13 protein-coding genes are annotated in these 17,308 nt (G+C 31.1%); 5 read left to right on the plus strand and 8 right to left on the minus strand.

Going from position 1 to position 17,308, the window contains the following annotated elements; genetic code table 4:
* Positions 1–3: 3 nt before the first annotated feature.
* The 7 genes from Q349_RS01040 to Q349_RS01070 form a co-directional block, all read right to left on the minus strand.
* Positions 4–2,157, minus strand: coding sequence for a PTS fructose transporter subunit IIABC (locus Q349_RS01040; RefSeq protein ID WP_051616723.1), 2,154 nt, complete (start codon positions 2,155–2,157; stop codon positions 4–6).
* The gene (locus Q349_RS01045; RefSeq protein ID WP_036463998.1) at positions 2,147–2,911 is read right to left on the minus strand and encodes a DeoR/GlpR family DNA-binding transcription regulator; all 765 of its coding nucleotides are present in this window, start codon (positions 2,909–2,911) and stop codon (positions 2,147–2,149) included. The genes Q349_RS01040 and Q349_RS01045 overlap by 11 nt, the downstream gene beginning before the upstream one ends.
* A 114-nt stretch (positions 2,912–3,025) precedes the next feature.
* The gene (locus Q349_RS01050; protein ID WP_036464002.1) at positions 3,026–5,980 is read right to left on the minus strand and encodes an AAA family ATPase; all 2,955 of its coding nucleotides are present in this window, start codon (positions 5,978–5,980) and stop codon (positions 3,026–3,028) included.
* 2 nt (positions 5,981–5,982) lie between these two features.
* Positions 5,983–6,675 (minus strand): ribonuclease III, encoded by a 693-nt coding sequence (rnc, locus tag Q349_RS01055; RefSeq protein ID WP_036464005.1) that lies wholly within the window; start codon positions 6,673–6,675, stop codon positions 5,983–5,985.
* Complete coding sequence (gene plsX, locus Q349_RS01060) at positions 6,668–7,651, minus strand: phosphate acyltransferase PlsX (protein WP_036464008.1); 984 nt, start codon at positions 7,649–7,651, stop codon at positions 6,668–6,670. Before plsX ends, rnc begins: the two co-directional genes overlap by 8 nt.
* A 1-nt stretch (position 7,652) precedes the next feature.
* Positions 7,653–9,284 carry a DAK2 domain-containing protein gene (locus Q349_RS01065; protein WP_036464010.1) on the minus strand — a complete coding sequence of 544 codons (1,632 nt, stop codon included), beginning with the start codon at positions 9,282–9,284 and terminating at the stop codon, positions 7,653–7,655.
* Positions 9,277–9,597 carry a hypothetical protein gene (locus Q349_RS01070; protein ID WP_036464018.1) on the minus strand — a complete coding sequence of 107 codons (321 nt, stop codon included), beginning with the start codon at positions 9,595–9,597 and terminating at the stop codon, positions 9,277–9,279. Before Q349_RS01070 ends, Q349_RS01065 begins: the two co-directional genes overlap by 8 nt.
* A 203-nt stretch (positions 9,598–9,800) precedes the next feature.
* Between Q349_RS01070 and lysS the strand changes: the two genes are divergently transcribed.
* Positions 9,801–11,273, plus strand: a complete 1,473-nt coding sequence (lysS, locus tag Q349_RS01075) for a lysine--tRNA ligase (RefSeq protein ID WP_036464022.1) — start codon at positions 9,801–9,803, stop codon at positions 11,271–11,273.
* A 58-nt stretch (positions 11,274–11,331) separates the two neighbouring features.
* On the opposite strand, the gene Q349_RS01080 is transcribed toward lysS, so the two are convergent.
* Positions 11,332–13,002, minus strand: a complete 1,671-nt coding sequence (locus tag Q349_RS01080) for an MnuA family membrane nuclease (RefSeq protein ID WP_036464024.1) — start codon at positions 13,000–13,002, stop codon at positions 11,332–11,334.
* 143 nt (positions 13,003–13,145) lie between these two features.
* On the opposite strand from Q349_RS01080, the gene Q349_RS01085 reads away from it, so the two are divergent.
* The 4 genes from Q349_RS01085 (at position 13,146) to plsY (ending at position 17,211) form a co-directional block, all read left to right on the plus strand.
* Positions 13,146–14,120 carry a ribose-phosphate pyrophosphokinase gene (locus tag Q349_RS01085; RefSeq protein WP_036464026.1) on the plus strand — a complete coding sequence of 325 codons (975 nt, stop codon included), beginning with the start codon at positions 13,146–13,148 and terminating at the stop codon, positions 14,118–14,120.
* Entirely contained in the window at positions 14,110–14,805 is a 696-nt protein-coding gene (rsmG, locus tag Q349_RS01090; protein WP_036464028.1) for a 16S rRNA (guanine(527)-N(7))-methyltransferase RsmG, read from the plus strand. The genes Q349_RS01085 and rsmG overlap by 11 nt, the downstream gene beginning before the upstream one ends.
* A gap of 103 nt (positions 14,806–14,908) precedes the next feature.
* A complete protein-coding gene (gpmI, locus tag Q349_RS01095; protein ID WP_036464031.1) occupies positions 14,909–16,414 on the plus strand; it encodes a 2,3-bisphosphoglycerate-independent phosphoglycerate mutase in 1,506 nt (501 codons plus the stop codon).
* A 119-nt stretch (positions 16,415–16,533) separates the two neighbouring features.
* Entirely contained in the window at positions 16,534–17,211 is a 678-nt protein-coding gene (gene plsY / locus Q349_RS01100; protein WP_036464052.1) for a glycerol-3-phosphate 1-O-acyltransferase PlsY, read from the plus strand.
* Positions 17,212–17,308: the final 97 nt, after the last annotated feature.

Genomic DNA, 17,308 nt, shown 5'->3' on the forward strand with positions numbered 1-17,308 from the left:
AAATTATGAAAATAGTTTTAGCTTCATTTTGTTTATGATGTTAAGGTTTTTAATGCTTTTGATTGAATTTGAACTAATTGTTTTTTTTCTAAAAACAAAAGTTCTTTTTGCTTTTTTGCTTTCTTCGTTTAAATTTGTTTGATTATTTGATTTTTTGTTAAATCATTTTGTTAAGAATCAAATAGCAAGCATTGATGCTACAGCACCAGCAATAATAGAAACAAGGTAAAGAGCAATACCAACACCTATTTTAGCTCCTTGTGAAGCAGTATCGGATAATAATGAAGTTTCTACTAAAGCAAATACGAAGATTCCACCGTGTGGAGCGTTTAATTTAATTTGGAAGATTCCAACTAAAATTCCGGCAATAGCTCCTCCAATTAAGTTAGCAGGAACCATTACTTTAGGTCTTTCAGCTGTGTAAGGAATTGCTCCTTCAGAAATAAATGAAAGACCCATAATATAGTTGGTGTAGGCACCTTGTCTTTCTTCTTTGGTGTAAAGTTTTTTAAAGAATGTTGCTGCTAAAGCAACCCCAAGAGGTGGAACCATTCCTGATGCCATAACTGCAGCCATAGCCACTGTTCCGTTTCCGCCTGCAGCTGATAATGTTGCAGTTCCAAAAACATAAGCAGCCTTGTTAATTGGTCCACCAAGGTCAAGAGCCATCATAATTCCAAGTACTAATCCAAGAAGAGGAAGTAAAGCAGGGTATTTAGCAATAACTTCTAATAATTTAGTAAATCCATAATTTAGGTAAATAAATGGAATGTTTAATACTCAGAATGCAGCAACAATAATTAATGTTCCAAATAAAGGAACAAAAAGAATGTTTTTTATTCCATTAAGTGATTGTGGTAATTTCGCAAAAACATATTTAAGTAAGAAAATTAAGACAACAGCGGTAAATATAGCACCACCAATTGCTCCGAAAAATCCAGATGAAACATTTGAAGGTTCAAATCATCCAACTGTACCAGTTTCGGGGTTTAAACTCATAATAAACTTACCTGAGGCCATCATACCAGTTAAGAAACCTGGCAGAAGCCCAAATTTACCTACAAGTCCATAAGCCATGTAAGCAGCAAGAATAGGTACCATTAATCCAAAACTAATACCACCAATTCTATTGAATCATAATGAGGCGTTATTTCCTGAACCATAGTTAGCATTCCCGGCATTATTAATGTCAATTAAGAATCCTAAAGCAATCATAATACCACCAAAAATAACGAATGGAAGCATATATGAAACCCCGTTCATAAGTCCTTTGTAAATTCTTCCACCGAAGTTTTTGAATGACACCATTTCAGCAGCATCTTGGGTATTTCCAGATGCTCCAGAAAGTTTGTTTCCGGCCATTGTTTTACCTTTGTTATCTAGAATGTTTTGGATTTCTTTTTCGGCATCTTTAATAACATTTTTAGTTCCCATCTCAAGAACATTTTCTTTACCACTAAAACGTGAAAGATCTACAACTTTATCAACAGCAATGATTACCCCTTTTGCATTGTTGATCTCTTCTTGTGTTAAGACGTTTTTAGGTCCTTCTGTTCCTTGGGTTTCAACTTTGATTTTAATACCCATTTTTTGAGCGGCTTTTTGTAGTTTTTCAGCAGCCATAAAAGTGTGTGCAATTCCGGTAGGACAAGCAGTAATTGCAACCACATCATATCCTCTTGGAGTTGTTTCTTCTGTTGTTTGGGTTTCTTCTTCGCTAAGTAGTTTAATAAGTTCTTCGTATGATTGAACTTCTTTTAATTTATTAACAAAATCTTCGTCAATAAATTTTCTTGATAAGTTAGCAATAACTTCAAGGTGTGAGTTTGCACCAGATTTTTCATCTAAAGCAATAAAGAAAACAACTTCAACATCTTGATTGTCAAGAGAATTTCAATCAATTGGTTTTACTTGTGCAAATAAAATTACTGGTTTATTCATCACATTGTTTCTAATGTGAGGAATAGCAATTTGATTTCCAATTCCGGTTGAAAACTCTCCCTCACGCTTAAGTGCTAATTCAAGCACTGTTGCAGCGTCTTTAGCGTACCCTTTGTTTTTTAGGGTTTGCGCAAAGAAATCAAGAGCTTCAGTTTTACTTGCAAAACTTTGATCTTTAAGGAAAAGATCTTTTTGAAGTAAATCTTTAATCTCCATATTTTTCTCCTTTATTTGAATTGATTAATATAAATGAATTATTTTCGACATCGATTTGGTTAATATCTGAAACAACAACCACCGTTTTGTTTTTTGGAGTAAAATCATAAAATGATCCATGATTAAACTTAGTGGAATCAGCTAGAACAACTACTAAATCACTACGGTCACAAATTATTTTTTTAGCAACACCTTCGCGTCGCTCAGGAGTAGTGAATTTTCCTTCGGGCGTGATTCCATTGACTCCCATAAAAGCAATTGGAAAGTTAATTTTTGATACAAAATCTAAATCGAAGTCAACAATTGATAAGGTTTCATTTTTGATTGCCCCACCCATGATATTGATTTTTTTAAAACCTTTAGAAGCGGCTGCATTTGCGCTAAGAACAGAATTGGTGTAGATTGTAATATCTTTATCTAAGTAATCTAGCAAAAAATAACAACTAGAACCTGCATCTAAATAAATAACTTTATATTCACCAATTAATTTAGCAGCAACTTTTGCAATTTGGTGTTTAACACTAACGTTTATATTAAGGTTTTCGTTAACGTCATGGTCAATATTATAATCATCGGCTTGACAATAAACGATTTCCCCATATGTTCGTTCGATAATATGTTTTTGTTCAAGTTTTACATAATATCTTCTTGCCGTTGACGAAGGCAAGTTAAGGGCTTCCTCGATTTCTTTAGGTTTTGCCACCTTTTTTTCTTTTAAAAATTGAATAATTTTTTGCTCAATAAGTAGCGACATAATGAATACCTCTCTTTAATTATAATATAAAAACCAATAAAAGTGAAGAATTTTGGTTTTTTTTGAATTATTTTGAATAATATAAAGAAAAATTAACCCTTATAATGGTTAATTTTAGTTTTTAGATTCAGTTTCAGCGTTTTTGTCTAAAAATTTTACTGCTTCATTAAGCGCAATAGAGAAGAAGCTAGTAACTCCTCGATTTTGCATCGTTGCCCCAAAAAGATGATCTACTCTTTCCATAGTTCCATGGCGGTGCGTAATTACAATGAATTGTGTTTGGTGTTTTAATTCTTGTAAATAGTTAGCATAACGGACTACATTAGCTTCATCTAAAGCTGCTTCAACCTCATCTAGGATACAAAGCGGTAAAGGTCTTGCTTTTAAAATAGCAAACAATAGAGAAATTGCTATCAATGATTTTTCTCCACCTGAGAAGAGTTTTAAGTTTTTAACAGCCTTTCCGGGTGGTTGAGCATAAATAGAAATACCTGATTCTAAAATATTGTTGGGATCTACAAATTTGACTTCGGCCTTTCCGCCACCAAACATCGAACGAAAAACATTATCAAATTCTAAATTAACGTCATTAACAATATTAGTTAAACGGATAACAATCTTTTTATCTAATTCTTTGATTCCTTCTAATAAAGTGTTTTTAGCTTCTTCAATTTGAGCTTTATTAAGAGAAAGATTACTATATCTGCCTTCAACTTCTTCAAGTTGAGCAATTGATTCAAGGTTAACATTGCCTAACTCATCTATTTCTCTTCTAAGGTCAGAAATTACTTCTTTGGCTTTTTGAACGGGTAGATTTAAAGTGTAATTTTCAAGGGCATTCTCCAATGTCATTTGATAAAATACACTCAATCTTTGGTTATAGCTTTCTAGTGAGCTTTTAGTTTTTTCAAATTCTGCTGTTTTAGCACTATAAGATTCAATAAGTTGAACATATAGTTGGTTTCTTTGGCTTTCTAATTCATCAATTTGCGCTATTTGGGTATCTAGTTGATTTTTTAGTTCAATCTTTTCACTAAGTTTAAAAGAAATCTCATTGAGTTCATTTGTTAATTCGTTAATTCTTTGTAAAGTAGTACTTAGATTTTTAATTGATTGTTCAATTACGTTTTCACCTAGTGAAGTAATTTTTATTTTAGTGGTTTGCAATTGTTTCTTAGCCGTATCTAGTTGAATTGTTTTTGAGACAAGTTCATTATCTATGGTTCTTGAGAGATTAAATAAATATGTGTTTTTGTCTCTTAATTCTTCTATTTCTTCTTGAGTTTTAGTTAAAATAGCAATTAAACCAGGAAGTTTCTGTTTGTGTTCTTTGATTTTGTCTTCAAGACCTAATAAATCATCAAAATCCTGTTTAGTACCTCCAACCATAACTCCGCCAACACGGATTAAGTCTCCATCTAAAGTACTAATTAAATATTTTCTTTCGGTAAGCTTTGCTAATTTATTGGCTTCCTCAATATTTTTGGCAACAATTAAATTCCCTAGGAGAAAATGAGCTAATTTAGAAAATCGCGGCTCAACTTTAACCAGCTCACTTCCTATGCCAATAAAACCAATTTGATTTCTTAAGACTAATAAATAATCATCACGAATAAATTTTTCCTTAATAACATTTAAGGGGATAAAGGTTGCTCTCCCGCCGTTGTTATTTTTTAAGAAGTTAATTGCTTTGGTGGCAACTTCAGGATTTTCCACAACAATGTTTTGTAAACTAGATGATAAAGCCGATTCAATAGCTGGAGCATATTTTGATTCCACTTTGATTAACTCAGAAACAAGACCGTAAAGACCTTTGAAATTATTTTTATAATTTAAAATCGTTTTTGGCCCACGTTGTAAATTTGTTCTTCTTTCAAATTTTTGGGTTAAAATTTTTAATTCAGTTTCGATTTCTTGTTTAAGTTTCTGATTTTTTTCAAAATTAGTTTTGAGAGTATTTATTTGATTTTTTGTTTGATCTCATTGATTTTTATTTTCTTCTTTACGTTGGTTAATTTGAAGAAGTGAGTGTTCTAGTTGTTGAATAATCTGAGTCAGTTCAGCATAGCTTGATTGTAATGCTTCTTTTTGTTCTTTGATGTTTGCTTGATATTGTCCAGAAGCAATTAAATCACGTTGAGATGTTTCTTGAGCGTGAACTACTCTAAGATCATTAATGTCTCTTTCAAGTTGGTTTTTTTGAGTAGATAATTGAGCAATTGTTTTGGTCAACTCTGCTTGTTGTTGGCGTGTTTGAATCAATTTAGTTTTAAGTTTTTTTAAATCATTTTGATATTTTTCTTTTGTTTCTTCTACTCCATCTAATTGTGTTGATAAGTCACTATATTTTGTTTCTAATTCTTGGATTTGATTAGCTAAAAACGCAATTTCTATTTCCTTTAATTGAGCTGATTTATCACGGTAAATTAAAGCTTTTTCGGCTTGCTTACGTAATGGTGTTAGTTGGTTTTCGAGTTCTTTTAAAACAGTATTGATATTTCTTAGTGAATCATCAGTACGATCTAATTTTCTTAGTGATTCAATTTTTCTTGACTTATACTTAGAAATACCAGCAGCTTCCTCGAAGATTTCTCTTCTTTTTTCATCAGTTGATTGAGCAATATCTGAAACAGTTCCTTGTGAAATAATTGCAAGAGAACTTTTTCCAATTCCGCTAGCCATAGCAATTGCTAAGATATCTTTTTTAAGAGCTTCTTTGCCGTTAATTAGGTATTTATTCGATGATTTGCCACGTTCTAATATTCTTGTAATTGAAAGTGTATCGCCTTCATATGAAGTGATTCCAGGTGTATTTTCAAAAGTTAAAGTAACAATGGCTTTATCAAGAGGTTTTGCAGTTTTAGAACCTGAAAAAATAACATCTTTCATTTCATCACCACGGAGTTCTCTAGCTGATTGCTCTCCGAGAACTCATTTAATGGCGTCATTAATATTACTCTTACCTGAACCGTTTGGTCCAATAATTCCTACTACTCCACCGTCAAAGCGGAGCATTACAGGATCTGCAAACGATTTAAAACCGTGTGCTTCAATTTTAATAAGTTTCATAGTTATCCCTTAATATTTAATTTACTTAGAGCTTCTAAAGCAGCGGCTTGTTCAGCTTCTTTTTTAGAATTACCAAGCCCAACTCCATAAATATGATTCTCGTGCTTAGCTTTAGCTGTAAATGTGCGATCCTCATTTTGAGTTATCTCGTAAACAACACTATCTTTAGATATGCTTTGGAAGTGTTCTTGTAGTTCTGTTTTTGAGTCTTTGTTTGTTTGAGAATGAACTTCATCAATAATTGGGAAGATATAGTATTTAACAAAACGATAAGCTTCGGCGAGTCCTAAATCTAAATAAATAGCACCAAGCATAGATTCAAAAATATCAGCTTTAACTTTCGGAGATTTACGGACATCAATTGATGTTTGTTTAATTCCTGTTTTTAATATTTGAACTAAACCAATTTTTTCTGATACTTCACCAAGTGTTTCGGTTCTAACAGCTGTTGAACGAACTCTAGTAAGCATCCCTTGATCAAGATCAGGGTATTTTTTGATTAAGTAATCACCAGAAAGGAATTGAAGAATTGAATCTCCTAAATATTCTAGTCTTTGGTAGTCACTAAAATCTTTATGTAAAGCAGTGTAAGAAGCATGAGTGATTGCTTGAATGTAGAGACTTTTGTTTTTGGGAATAATTTTATTATTTGCTCAAAATTCTTGTAAGGACGCAGCCTTTTTGAAATTAGTCATTATTTGCCTTTTGTAATTTTGCAAGTAAATCAAGATTCATCGCTTCTTTTAGTTGATTTAAAGCGGCTAAGTAGCTTTTCTTGTCGCTTGAACCATGACATTTTAAAGCTAAGGCATTAATACCCATAACTCATGCTGAACCAACATTACGATAATCGAGTTGTTTCATAATATTTTTAAAAGCGCCTTTTAAAAGAAGTCCACCAAATTTGTATTTTAAGGATGTTTTAATTTGGGCTTTTAAAGCATCAACAAAAGTGAAAATAGCACCTTCATAGCTTTTTAAAACTAAATTTCCGCCGTACCCATCAATTACGCCCACGTCAAAATATCCTCTAAATAAATCTCTAGTTTCATTAAATCCTAAATAATTAATATTTTTGTTTTCAATAAGAATTTTGTGCGCTTCTTTTGTTTCTTCAAGCCCTTTATAATCTTCGGTCCCAATATTTAAGAGTGTAACTTTAGGGTTGCTTTTTTTCAACATAACTTTTGCAAAAATAACACCCAATTTAGCTCATTCTACAAGTCATTCACTTTTGACTTCTAGGTTAGCACCTACGTCAAAAAAGACAAATTTTTCGCCATTAGTTGCATTAGCAACGGGCATAAAGAATGGTCTAGACACACCGGCAATTCTTTTGCATTTTAAAGTTAAAGTAGCTACATAACTACCACTATCACCGCTAGAAAGAATACTTTGAGCCACTCCTGAGTTTACCATGTCAATAGCTTGATTCATTGAAGTTGATTCTCTTAGCGTCTTTTTAAAGTTTTTAGGGTCGCTTGGTACATTTTTATTTAAGAAAAACTCAATATTACTAGGAGTTTTTTGTTGAAAATCTTCGGTAAAGTCTCCAATTAAATTAATTTTAATGTCTTTATTTTTAGAAGCAAATTCAAAAGCGGCATCAATTGCGGCTCTTGAGCCATTATCGTTTCCGTTGATATCAAAAGCAATTGTGTGTTTAATCATTTTATTCTACTCCGATAAGAAAGTGGTAAGTTGGTTGATTTCCTTCGTAGATTTCAACTTCTATATCTCATTTTGAATTAATATAATTCATTATTTCTTTGGCGTCATCATAGCTTGATTGGTCACCATAGAAAATTGTTACAATTTCGCTTGAATCAGAAATCATTTCTTTTAAAGCTATTTTCGCTGCTTCAATATGATTTTTGGCAGATCCTATAATTTTTCCATTTACAATAGCTAGCCCTTGCCCTTTAATAATTGGTATGTCATTAATTTTTGTATCGCGAGCAGCTTCGGTAATTTCGGCTGAATTAATGGTTTTTAGAGCATCTTTAATATTATGAATATTATCATCAACTGAATTTTCTGGATTGTAATTAAATAAAGCGGTAATTCCTTCGTTTTGAGTTTTAGTAGGAATTACAACAACGTTGCAATTATCAATAACTGCAGCTGCTTGTTGAGCGGTAAGGATGATATTTTTATTGTTAGGTAATATAAAAACATTATTAGCATTAACTTCTTCAATAGCTTTAATTAATTCTTGGGCTGATGGATTGGCGCTTTGTCCGCTTTCAACAACATAATCGCAACCATTATCTAACATCATTTGCACAATTCCAGCACCGATATTGCAAGAAACAATTGCACTTTCAACTCTAGTGTTTTCTTGTTGAGCTTCTTTTAATTGCTCTGCATTAGCTTTTGAGTTATTTGCTTGTAATGTCATGTTTTCTGATTTGATTTTTATAAATTCACCAAATTCTTGCCCAAGGTTCAGTAAGTCACCTGGTTTTAAGGTATGACCATGTACTTTTAAAAGATTGTCATCTTGAACAATAACAAGAGAATTAGCTTGCTTTTCAACTCTTTCGGTAAATTTGTTTTTATCAAAAGTAGTAGGGTTGTTAAGCTCAATTAAGAACTCAGTGCAATATCCAAACTCACCATCATAAGTTTCTACATCTGAAATAAATGTTTCGATATCTTCGGTTTTATCTTGTTTTTCAATAGGGTTGCCTTTAAAGTATTGGTTCATGCCTCATAATATTTTAAAAAGACCTTCGCCACCACTGTCGGTTACACCAACTTCTCTGAGTGTTTTTAAAATATTAGGAGTGCGGTCGCAACTATCACGAGAAAAAGCTACAGCATCTTCGAAAAAAGATTCAATTGTTCCTTCTTGGTTTTTGTATTTTTTAGCTAAGTTTTCTGCTGTTTCTCTAATAACGGTCAAGATTGTTCCTTCAACAGGTTTAAAGACAGATTTATAAGCGCGTTCTTGTGCTCCTAAAAAACCATCAATTAAGTCATTAATATTGAGAACCTTGGTATTACTTACTGCCGTGTAAAAACCTTTAAAAAATTGACTTAGAATAACTCCGGAATTACCCCTAGCTTCATAAATCATATCGTGAGCTACTTGAGCTAAGACTTCTGATGTAGTTTGATTTTGTACTTTTTGTAAATTTATGATAGTAGCTTGAATAGTTGCTGCCATGTTGGTTCCTGTGTCTCCGTCAGGAACAGGAAAAACATTTAAGGCATCAATTTTGTTTTTAGCATTAATCAATGAATTTGCACCTGAAATAAGAGCTTCAGCTAATTTTTTGCCTTCGATTGTTTTAGACATTTTCGACTCCTTTCACGAAAATAGTTAGATTTTCAATTTTTTGTTTATCTTTTTTTAATTCAAAATAAACTTGACTATGCAATTCTTCAATAATTGCTTTTGCGGCAACGTTAGGCATAATGACAATTGATGCAGCTAAATCTCATCCTTTTGATTTTTTTACCGCTCAAACTTTATCTAAATCACAATCTGGAATGCAATTTGAAGAGTGGTTTTTTTGTAATCAAGCATCATCGTTTTTGACTATTTTTACAACGCCAGGAATTGTTGTAATAGCGTTAACAAACAACTCTTTAATTTGAATTTGTTCCATATTCTCTCCAAGTAATATTAAGTATTAATATTTTACCATTTTTAATTTTTTGGCCTCTTTTTTCTTTATAAGAAAAAAGCATGAAAGTGAGTTTTTGAAAATTTTGATCAAGTATTTTTATGTTTATAGTAAAAAAACAACCCAATTACTCAAGATAATTAGGAAAATTTTATATAATTGAAAACAACTTAAAGGAGCAAAAAATGTCTCAAAAATTTTCAGAACAAGAACAAATTCGTAGAAATAAACTCAATCAATATGCTGAAATGGGTGTTGTCCCTTTTGCAAAGGCAACATGACTTAAAAAACTTTCTTATTCAGACCAAATTAAAACAGCTGTTGATAGCTACTCAAAAGAAGAATTGCACGAAAAAGAAATTCCTTTTAACATTAGCGGTCGTATCATGACAATGCGTGGACCTTTCATTTTAGTTAAAGATTATCATGGAAAAATTCAAGTTTATTTCAACAAAAAAGAACATGAAGAATTAGCCAAATTAGTTAATACTTTAGATTTAGGAGATATTATTTATGTTGAAGGTAATGCCATGAAAACCAACACTGGTGAAGTTTCACTTAAAGCTAAAACAATTAAACTTTTATCGAAATCTCTTAAACCTTTACCAGACAAATATCACGGCCTTACTGATATAGAAGAAATTTATAGACATAGATATCTCGATTTAATTTCAAACGAAGAGAGTACTAAAACATTTTGAACAAGAACAAAAATTATTAGCTTAATTCGTAGATATTTTGATGATTTAGAATTCATGGAAGTAGAAACACCTATTCTTCATGATTATCTTTCAGGTGCAAGTGCAAAACCATTTAAAACACATCACAACGCCTTAGATCAAGAGTTCGTGCTTAGAATTGCTACCGAAATTCCGCTTAAAAAACTTCTTGTTGGTGGAATTGATCGTGTTTATGAAATTGGACGTATTTTTAGAAATGAAGGAATTGATACAACACATAACCCTGAATTTACCTCAATTGAATTTTATGAAGCTTACTCGGATCTTGAAGGTATGATGAATCGCACCGAAGAACTTATTAGGGGAATTGCTAAAAAATTAGGTAAAGAAAAAGTGATCAACCGAGGAGTTGAAATTGATTTATCAAGTCCATTTAGACGTTTAGATATGGTTGATGCAGTTTCAAAAGCAACAGGAGCTGATTTTAGAAATATTTCGTTTGAAGAAGCTGTGGAAATTGCTCAAAAGCACAAAATTAAAGTTGAAAAGTTTTTCAAATTAGGACACATTATTAATGAACTATTTGAAACTCTAATTGAAGAAACATTAATACAACCTACATTCGTGTATGGTCATCCAATTGAAATCTCTCCTTTAACTGCCAAAAGCGAAGATCCACGCTTTACCGATAGAGCCGAATTATTTATTAATACAAAAGAATATGCAAACATGTATACAGAGCTTAGTGATCCAATTGACCAACTTGAACGTTTTGAGGATCAATTAAGAGAGAAAAACGCAGGGAACGACGAAGCAAGCGACATTGATTGAGATTTTATTGAATCACTTGAATATGGGTTTCCGCCAGCAGGAGGTTGTGGAATCGGAATTGATCGTTTAACAATGCTTTTAACAGAAAAAGAATCAATTCGTGATGTTCTTCTTTTCCCAACAATGAAAACCAAAAATAAAAAATAAGAAGAAAAAGACGCCTTATAAGCGTCTTTTAATTTTTATGATTTTTCATAATCAAGTACTAATTTTCTTCTTTTTCTTTTTTAAAATTCAACTTTAAATATACTGGTAAGTGATCCGAAACTGATTTTCTTAATAATGGAATTAGTTGGTATAGCGAATAATTAGAACCGCTAATTTCTTTTCATTTATCAATTAAATATGCAGAAAATTTATTATCGTATTTTAATTGATGAAACAAATCAAATTTATATGTTCATTTATTTGAATTAAGTTGGTTAAAAGCAGAATCTTGATATAACATTTTGTCGTATGTTTGTGAGTAGTAAGCATTTTGCTCTTCTTTTTCTTGATTTGAGTTATTTTCTTGGAAGTCTCGGAGAATATTTGTTGCGCTTTTCAATGATGTTTTTGCTTTGTTTGATTCATCTCATCCTAGTAAAAAACCTCTTTGAACTGAAGTATCAAAAATTTTGCCAACATTTTGTTTGATATTAGTATCTCCGCCAAAAACAAAGTTTTTACCGCCAATGTTTTTGAAATGTTCAAAAACTTTATATAAGTAATAAGCTTCTGCTGCTTCTTGGTAACCGGTAGTTCTGCTATTGGCGCTCTTTGGGATATCTTTAAATCATATGCTTGCATCAGCTCTGGTTTCAGGGTCTTTTTCTGGATTTTTTGTGCGCTTAATTCCAGGAGAATCAAAATGCGCAAAAATAGTAGTAAAGTAAATTTCCTCTCCTTTTTTCTTGAACATAACGCCAAAAGGAGGTCTTACATATTTGGTTTTCTTGTTATTAGGTCTTTCTTCTAATTCTCCATTAAATGAAGAGCCAATTTTTAAATTATTAAAAGAAATTGGTTCAACTTTATTAGAGTCATAAATAATTGCAATAGATTCTTTTGTAGAATTGCTAGATTCAGGATTAGTTTGTTCATCTGGTTGATAAATATATTGATAGAATCTTTTTTGTTTTTTATCAATTTGATTTAATTTATCAACAATTAACTTCACCTCTTGACCTTTTTGATAATTAATTTCGGTAAGCCCAACCACATCCGGGTTAATTTTTGAAATTATTTGAGCTATTATATCTATCTTGAATTTTTGTTTATCTAAGTTGGCTTTTTTTGTAGCGGAAATTCCACCATAGTTTAGTATATTTCAATGTGCGATTGTTAAATCTGCTGTTTCTTGAACAATTGGTTGATTTACTTGTTCTTTGTTTTTTTCGGATTCAAGGTTTTTTGTGGGTTCTTTTTTCTTGTTGTCTTCTAAAGTTTTTTGTTTTTCTTTGTTAATGAAAGTTTGTTGATTTTGTCCATTATTTTCGTGTTTTTTAATTTCTAGATTTTTATCTTTTGTTTGATTCTTTTGCTTTTCTTTTTCTATTTTGATTTGTGTTTGGATTTCTGAAGAGGTATTTTTTTCTTCAAGATCAGATTTAGACTGAGGATCTACTTCTTTTTTTGTTTGTTTATCTTTATTTATTAATTCTTTTGATTCAGTTTTTGGCTCTTTTGAACGGTCTTCTTTTTTGGTTTCTATATCCTTGTTTAATTTTGTTTCTTCTGTTTTGTTTTTGCTGTTTTCTTTTTCTTGATTCTCTTTTTTATCATTATCTTTTGAATGAGCACAAGAGATAGATAAAATAGGTAAAGAAATATAACCAATTAATAATAGGTTTTTTAAAATTTCTTTTTTCATTACTATGATTTTATCAAAAATCATATTCTCAATAGCGAACTGAGAATTATTTTCATTATGATATAAATAATTGAAATTAATTCCTATTTTTAGCCAAAAAATAGCGTTTTTGTTAAAGGTATTTAGGTATTTAAAATATAATTCTAAATATAGACTTTTGGAGAAATATGGATAAGAAAGATATTATTTTGTTTGGAATGGATAATTCAATTGGTTTAGCAGAAAAAATCTCTAAATTACTTGATCTTCCTTTAACTAAAATTAAAACTACTACTTTTGCTGATGGGGAAAATATGTTAGTGTCAGAAGAGCCGGTAAGAGGAAAGGATGTTTTCATTATTGCAAGCAACTCAAGACCAGTTAATGATAACATCATGAAGTTATCACTCTTTCTAGACTCATTAAAAAGAGCTAGCGCAAGAACAATTACAGTTTGTTTAACTTATTATGGATATGCAAGACAAGATCGCAAGGCTAGCGGAAGACAACCAATTGGAGCTAAATTGGTTGCTAACTTTTTACAAGTAGCCGGAGCTACTAAGTTAATTTGTGTAGACTTGCACAACCCATCAATTCAAGGTTTCTTTGATATTCCGCTTGATGATTTAAAAGGACAATATACAATTGGGAATGTTTTAAAAGAATCGAAAAAGAAATTCACAGTAGTTTCACCTGATCATGGTGGAACAGTGCGAGCAAGAAGACTTGCAGAAATAATTGACAATAGTTTAAAAATTGTGGTTATCGATAAGCGTAGAGTCGGTGAAAATCAAACTGAAGTCATGGGTATTATCGGGGAAATCGGAGAAGAAAACGCCGTTATTATCGATGATATTATAGATACTGGAGGAACAATTCTAAAAGCTGCTAAAAGCCTTAAAGAAAAAGGTGCAAAAGACATCGTTATTGCAGCAACTCACGGAATATTTTCAAGAGGTTTTGAGATGTTTGAAGAAGCTGATTATGTTAGTCAAGTTATTGTTACTGATAGTATTGACAACTCAGAGTTAGCCAAAAAATTCTCAAAACTTAAAATTGTCTCTCTTGCAACATTTTTAGCAAATGTAATTAGAGCACAAGTAAATCACGAAAGTGTTTCAAAAGTGTATTCAGATATGAAGGAAGAAATTAGTGCAAAATAAAGAATTTGTTCAAAAATGGTGCGATCAAAATCAATGAAATTTTAAAGATTTAGAGCAATATGTTCAATTAATAGAAGAAAAAAATAAAGTTATGAATTTAACTGGTTTTTCAGGTGATGAACTATGAGGTCAAGGAATATTAGAATCACTTGTTTTTATGGATGCAATTGTTTCTAAAAAAAGCAATTTAGAAATATTAGATATTGGTGCCGGAGCCGGTTTTCCTTCAATTCCATATGCAATTGTGCGTCAAGATCTTAGCTTTACTATTTATGAACCTTTGCAAAAACGGGTAGATTTCCTTAATTTAGTTATCAATACTTTAGGATTAAAAAATGTTAGATTATATGCCAAGCGGGCAGAAGAAGTTAAAGAAAAAAATCTCTTTGATATTGTAACTGCTCGTGCTGTTGGAACAATATCAACAATGTTAATGGCGGCTTTTCACTTAGTTAAGGTCAATGGGACAATGAGCTTGATTAAAGGTAAAAAATATAATGAAGAACTCCAAGGTGCAAGCCAAATCTTGGATAAAATTAAAATTTCGACAAATATTAAACCTTTAGAGCATCCCTTATTAACTAAACAAAATTTTATTGTTGAGATCAAAAAATTGCGTTCGACACCAAAAGAATTCCCTTATCTTTGAAAAGATATTTTAAAATTCAAAAACACGAAGAAATAATATTGCAAATATTTACAAATAAAAAAAATAAAATTTCAACTATTTAAGTTGAAATTTTTTAATAAGAAATTATAATTTATAAACTAAATTAAGGAGTATTTTTATGAAAAAAACAGTTTTAATTGTAATTGATGGATTAGGACTTAGAAAAGAAACGCAAGGAAATGGTTTTGCATTAGCAAACACTCCAGAATTTGATCGTTTATTTAAAGAATATCCGCATAGTTTAATCCAAGCTTCAGGTGAATTTGTCGGGTTACCAAAAGGACAAATGGGAAATTCTGAAGTTGGACACCTTAATATTGGTGCAGGAACAATTGTATATACAGGATTATCTTTAATCGCAAAAGACCTTAGAGAAGGAAAATTTGCAACTAATAAAGCCTTTGTTGAAGTTTTTGAAGATGTAAAAGCAAAAGGTTCAACATTGCATTTAATGGGGCTTTTATCACCAGGTGGTGTGCACTCACTTGATGAACATTTATTTGAAATTTTAAAAGCAGCGCATACTAATGGCGTTAAAGATGTTGCTGTTCATGTTTTTGGAGATGGAAGAGACGTTGCTCCAGCTTCAATTAAACCATCACTTGAAAAATTAATTAAAATTTGTGACCAATACGGATACAAAATTGCTTCTATTTCAGGAAGATTTTACTCAATGGATCGTGACCAAATGTTTGATAGAGTTGAAAAAGGATATCAAGCTATTTTAGGTAATGGAATTAACCAATTTGAAAATGTTTTAGATTATGTAGATGCACAATACAAAGAAGAAATTTTAGATGAGTTTTTAGTGCCTGCTTCAAATAAAACACTCGATAAGAAATACTTTGTAAAAGATGGAGATTCAATTATTTTCTTCAACTTCCGTCCTGATAGAGCTCGTCAAATGACACACTTATTTATTGGTTCAGGATTATATGAGGTAAAACCAAGTACACCAGTAAAAATTAGTAAGTTTGTTTCGATGATGAAATATGAAGGAATTGATACTATTGTGGCCTTTTCAGAAATGGAAGTATCTCACCCAATTGGTAGAGTACTTGAACAAGCAGGTAAAAGCCAACTTAGATTAGCAGAAACTCAAAAATATGCACACGTAACTTATTTCATGGATGGTGGAAATGATATTGAGTTTAAAAATTCACACCGTATTATGGTTCCTTCACTTAAAGTAGAATCATATGCTGATGCGCCTCAAATGTCTGCTAAAGAAATTACAGATGAGTTGATAGCTAATGCATTAAATTATGATGTAACCATTATGAATTTTGCTAACCCAGATATGGTCGGTCATACTGGAAATTTAAAATCAACAATTAAAGCTGTTGAAATTTTAGATAGTCAAATTAAAAGAATTGTTGAATGAGCGCAAGCCAACGATGTTACTGTATTTATTACTGCTGACCACGGAAATGCAGAAATTACTGAAGATGAAAATGGAAAACCAGCAACAAAACACACAAGCAGCCCAGTTATGCTTATTACAACAGATAAATCTTTAAAACTAAAAGATGGAAAATTAGCCAATGTTGCTCCAACCATTCTTGATTACATTGGTGTAGCTAAACCAGAACAAATGGACGAAGAATCTCTTATTGTTAAGTAAAAACCGATTTATTCGGTTTTTCTTTATGCTTATAAAAAATTATTATTCTTTTTGATTTAAGCAAATCTTTAAAGTAAAGGTATTGCACTAGATTTTTGTATTTTTAGTATAATCAAAATATGGAAATTTTTTACGCTATTATAGCTAACCTTAGTGCTTTTTTATTAGGTTATTTATGAGGTTCTTTAAATACCTCAATTATCTTTAGTAAGATTTTAAAAAATGATGATGTAAGAAATTATCATTCAAAGAATGCCGGAGCAACTAATTCACTTAGAGTGTATGGTAAGAAATTTGCTCTTGCTGTTCTTATTATTGATATTTTAAAAGTTGTCTTAGCTACTTACACAGCATATTTTATTTCGTGAGCTTGAAATGATCATATCGTATTTATTCCGCTTTTAGTTGGTTTAGGAACTACTATAGGACATGTTTATCCTGTCTTTTTTGGCTTTAAGGGCGGTAAAGCAGTTGCATGTAGTGTTGGTTTGCTAATTTCAACTAATATTGTTCTTTTTCCGATAGCAGCTTTAGTATTTTTTGGGCTAATCTTCTGAAAAAAATATGTTTCATTAGCAAGTATTGTAACTGCTATTGTAATGAGTGCTTTAGTCTTTTGACCTTGAATTGTTAGTGGGATTTTAGCAATTAATCAAGCACAAAATGTAGGTGATGCTTGATACGTAGATTCATTTGTCAATTTAGTTGCTTATATTTTATTAATTTTTTCACACAGAAGCAATATTAAAAGATTAATAAATGGCAATGAGTCTCAAATCAAAACCTCAAAAAAATAAATATATTTATTTATTTATTGAATTATTCTAACTTATTTAATTTAGAAAAAATCTACCTATTGTAAGGTAGATTTTTTAATAAAAAAGATGCCTTTAG

The sequence above is a fragment of the Mycoplasmopsis sturni DSM 22021 genome, from assembly GCF_000701485.1.
GTDB lineage: Bacteria > Bacillota_I > Bacilli_A > Mycoplasmatales > Metamycoplasmataceae > Mycoplasmopsis > Mycoplasmopsis sturni.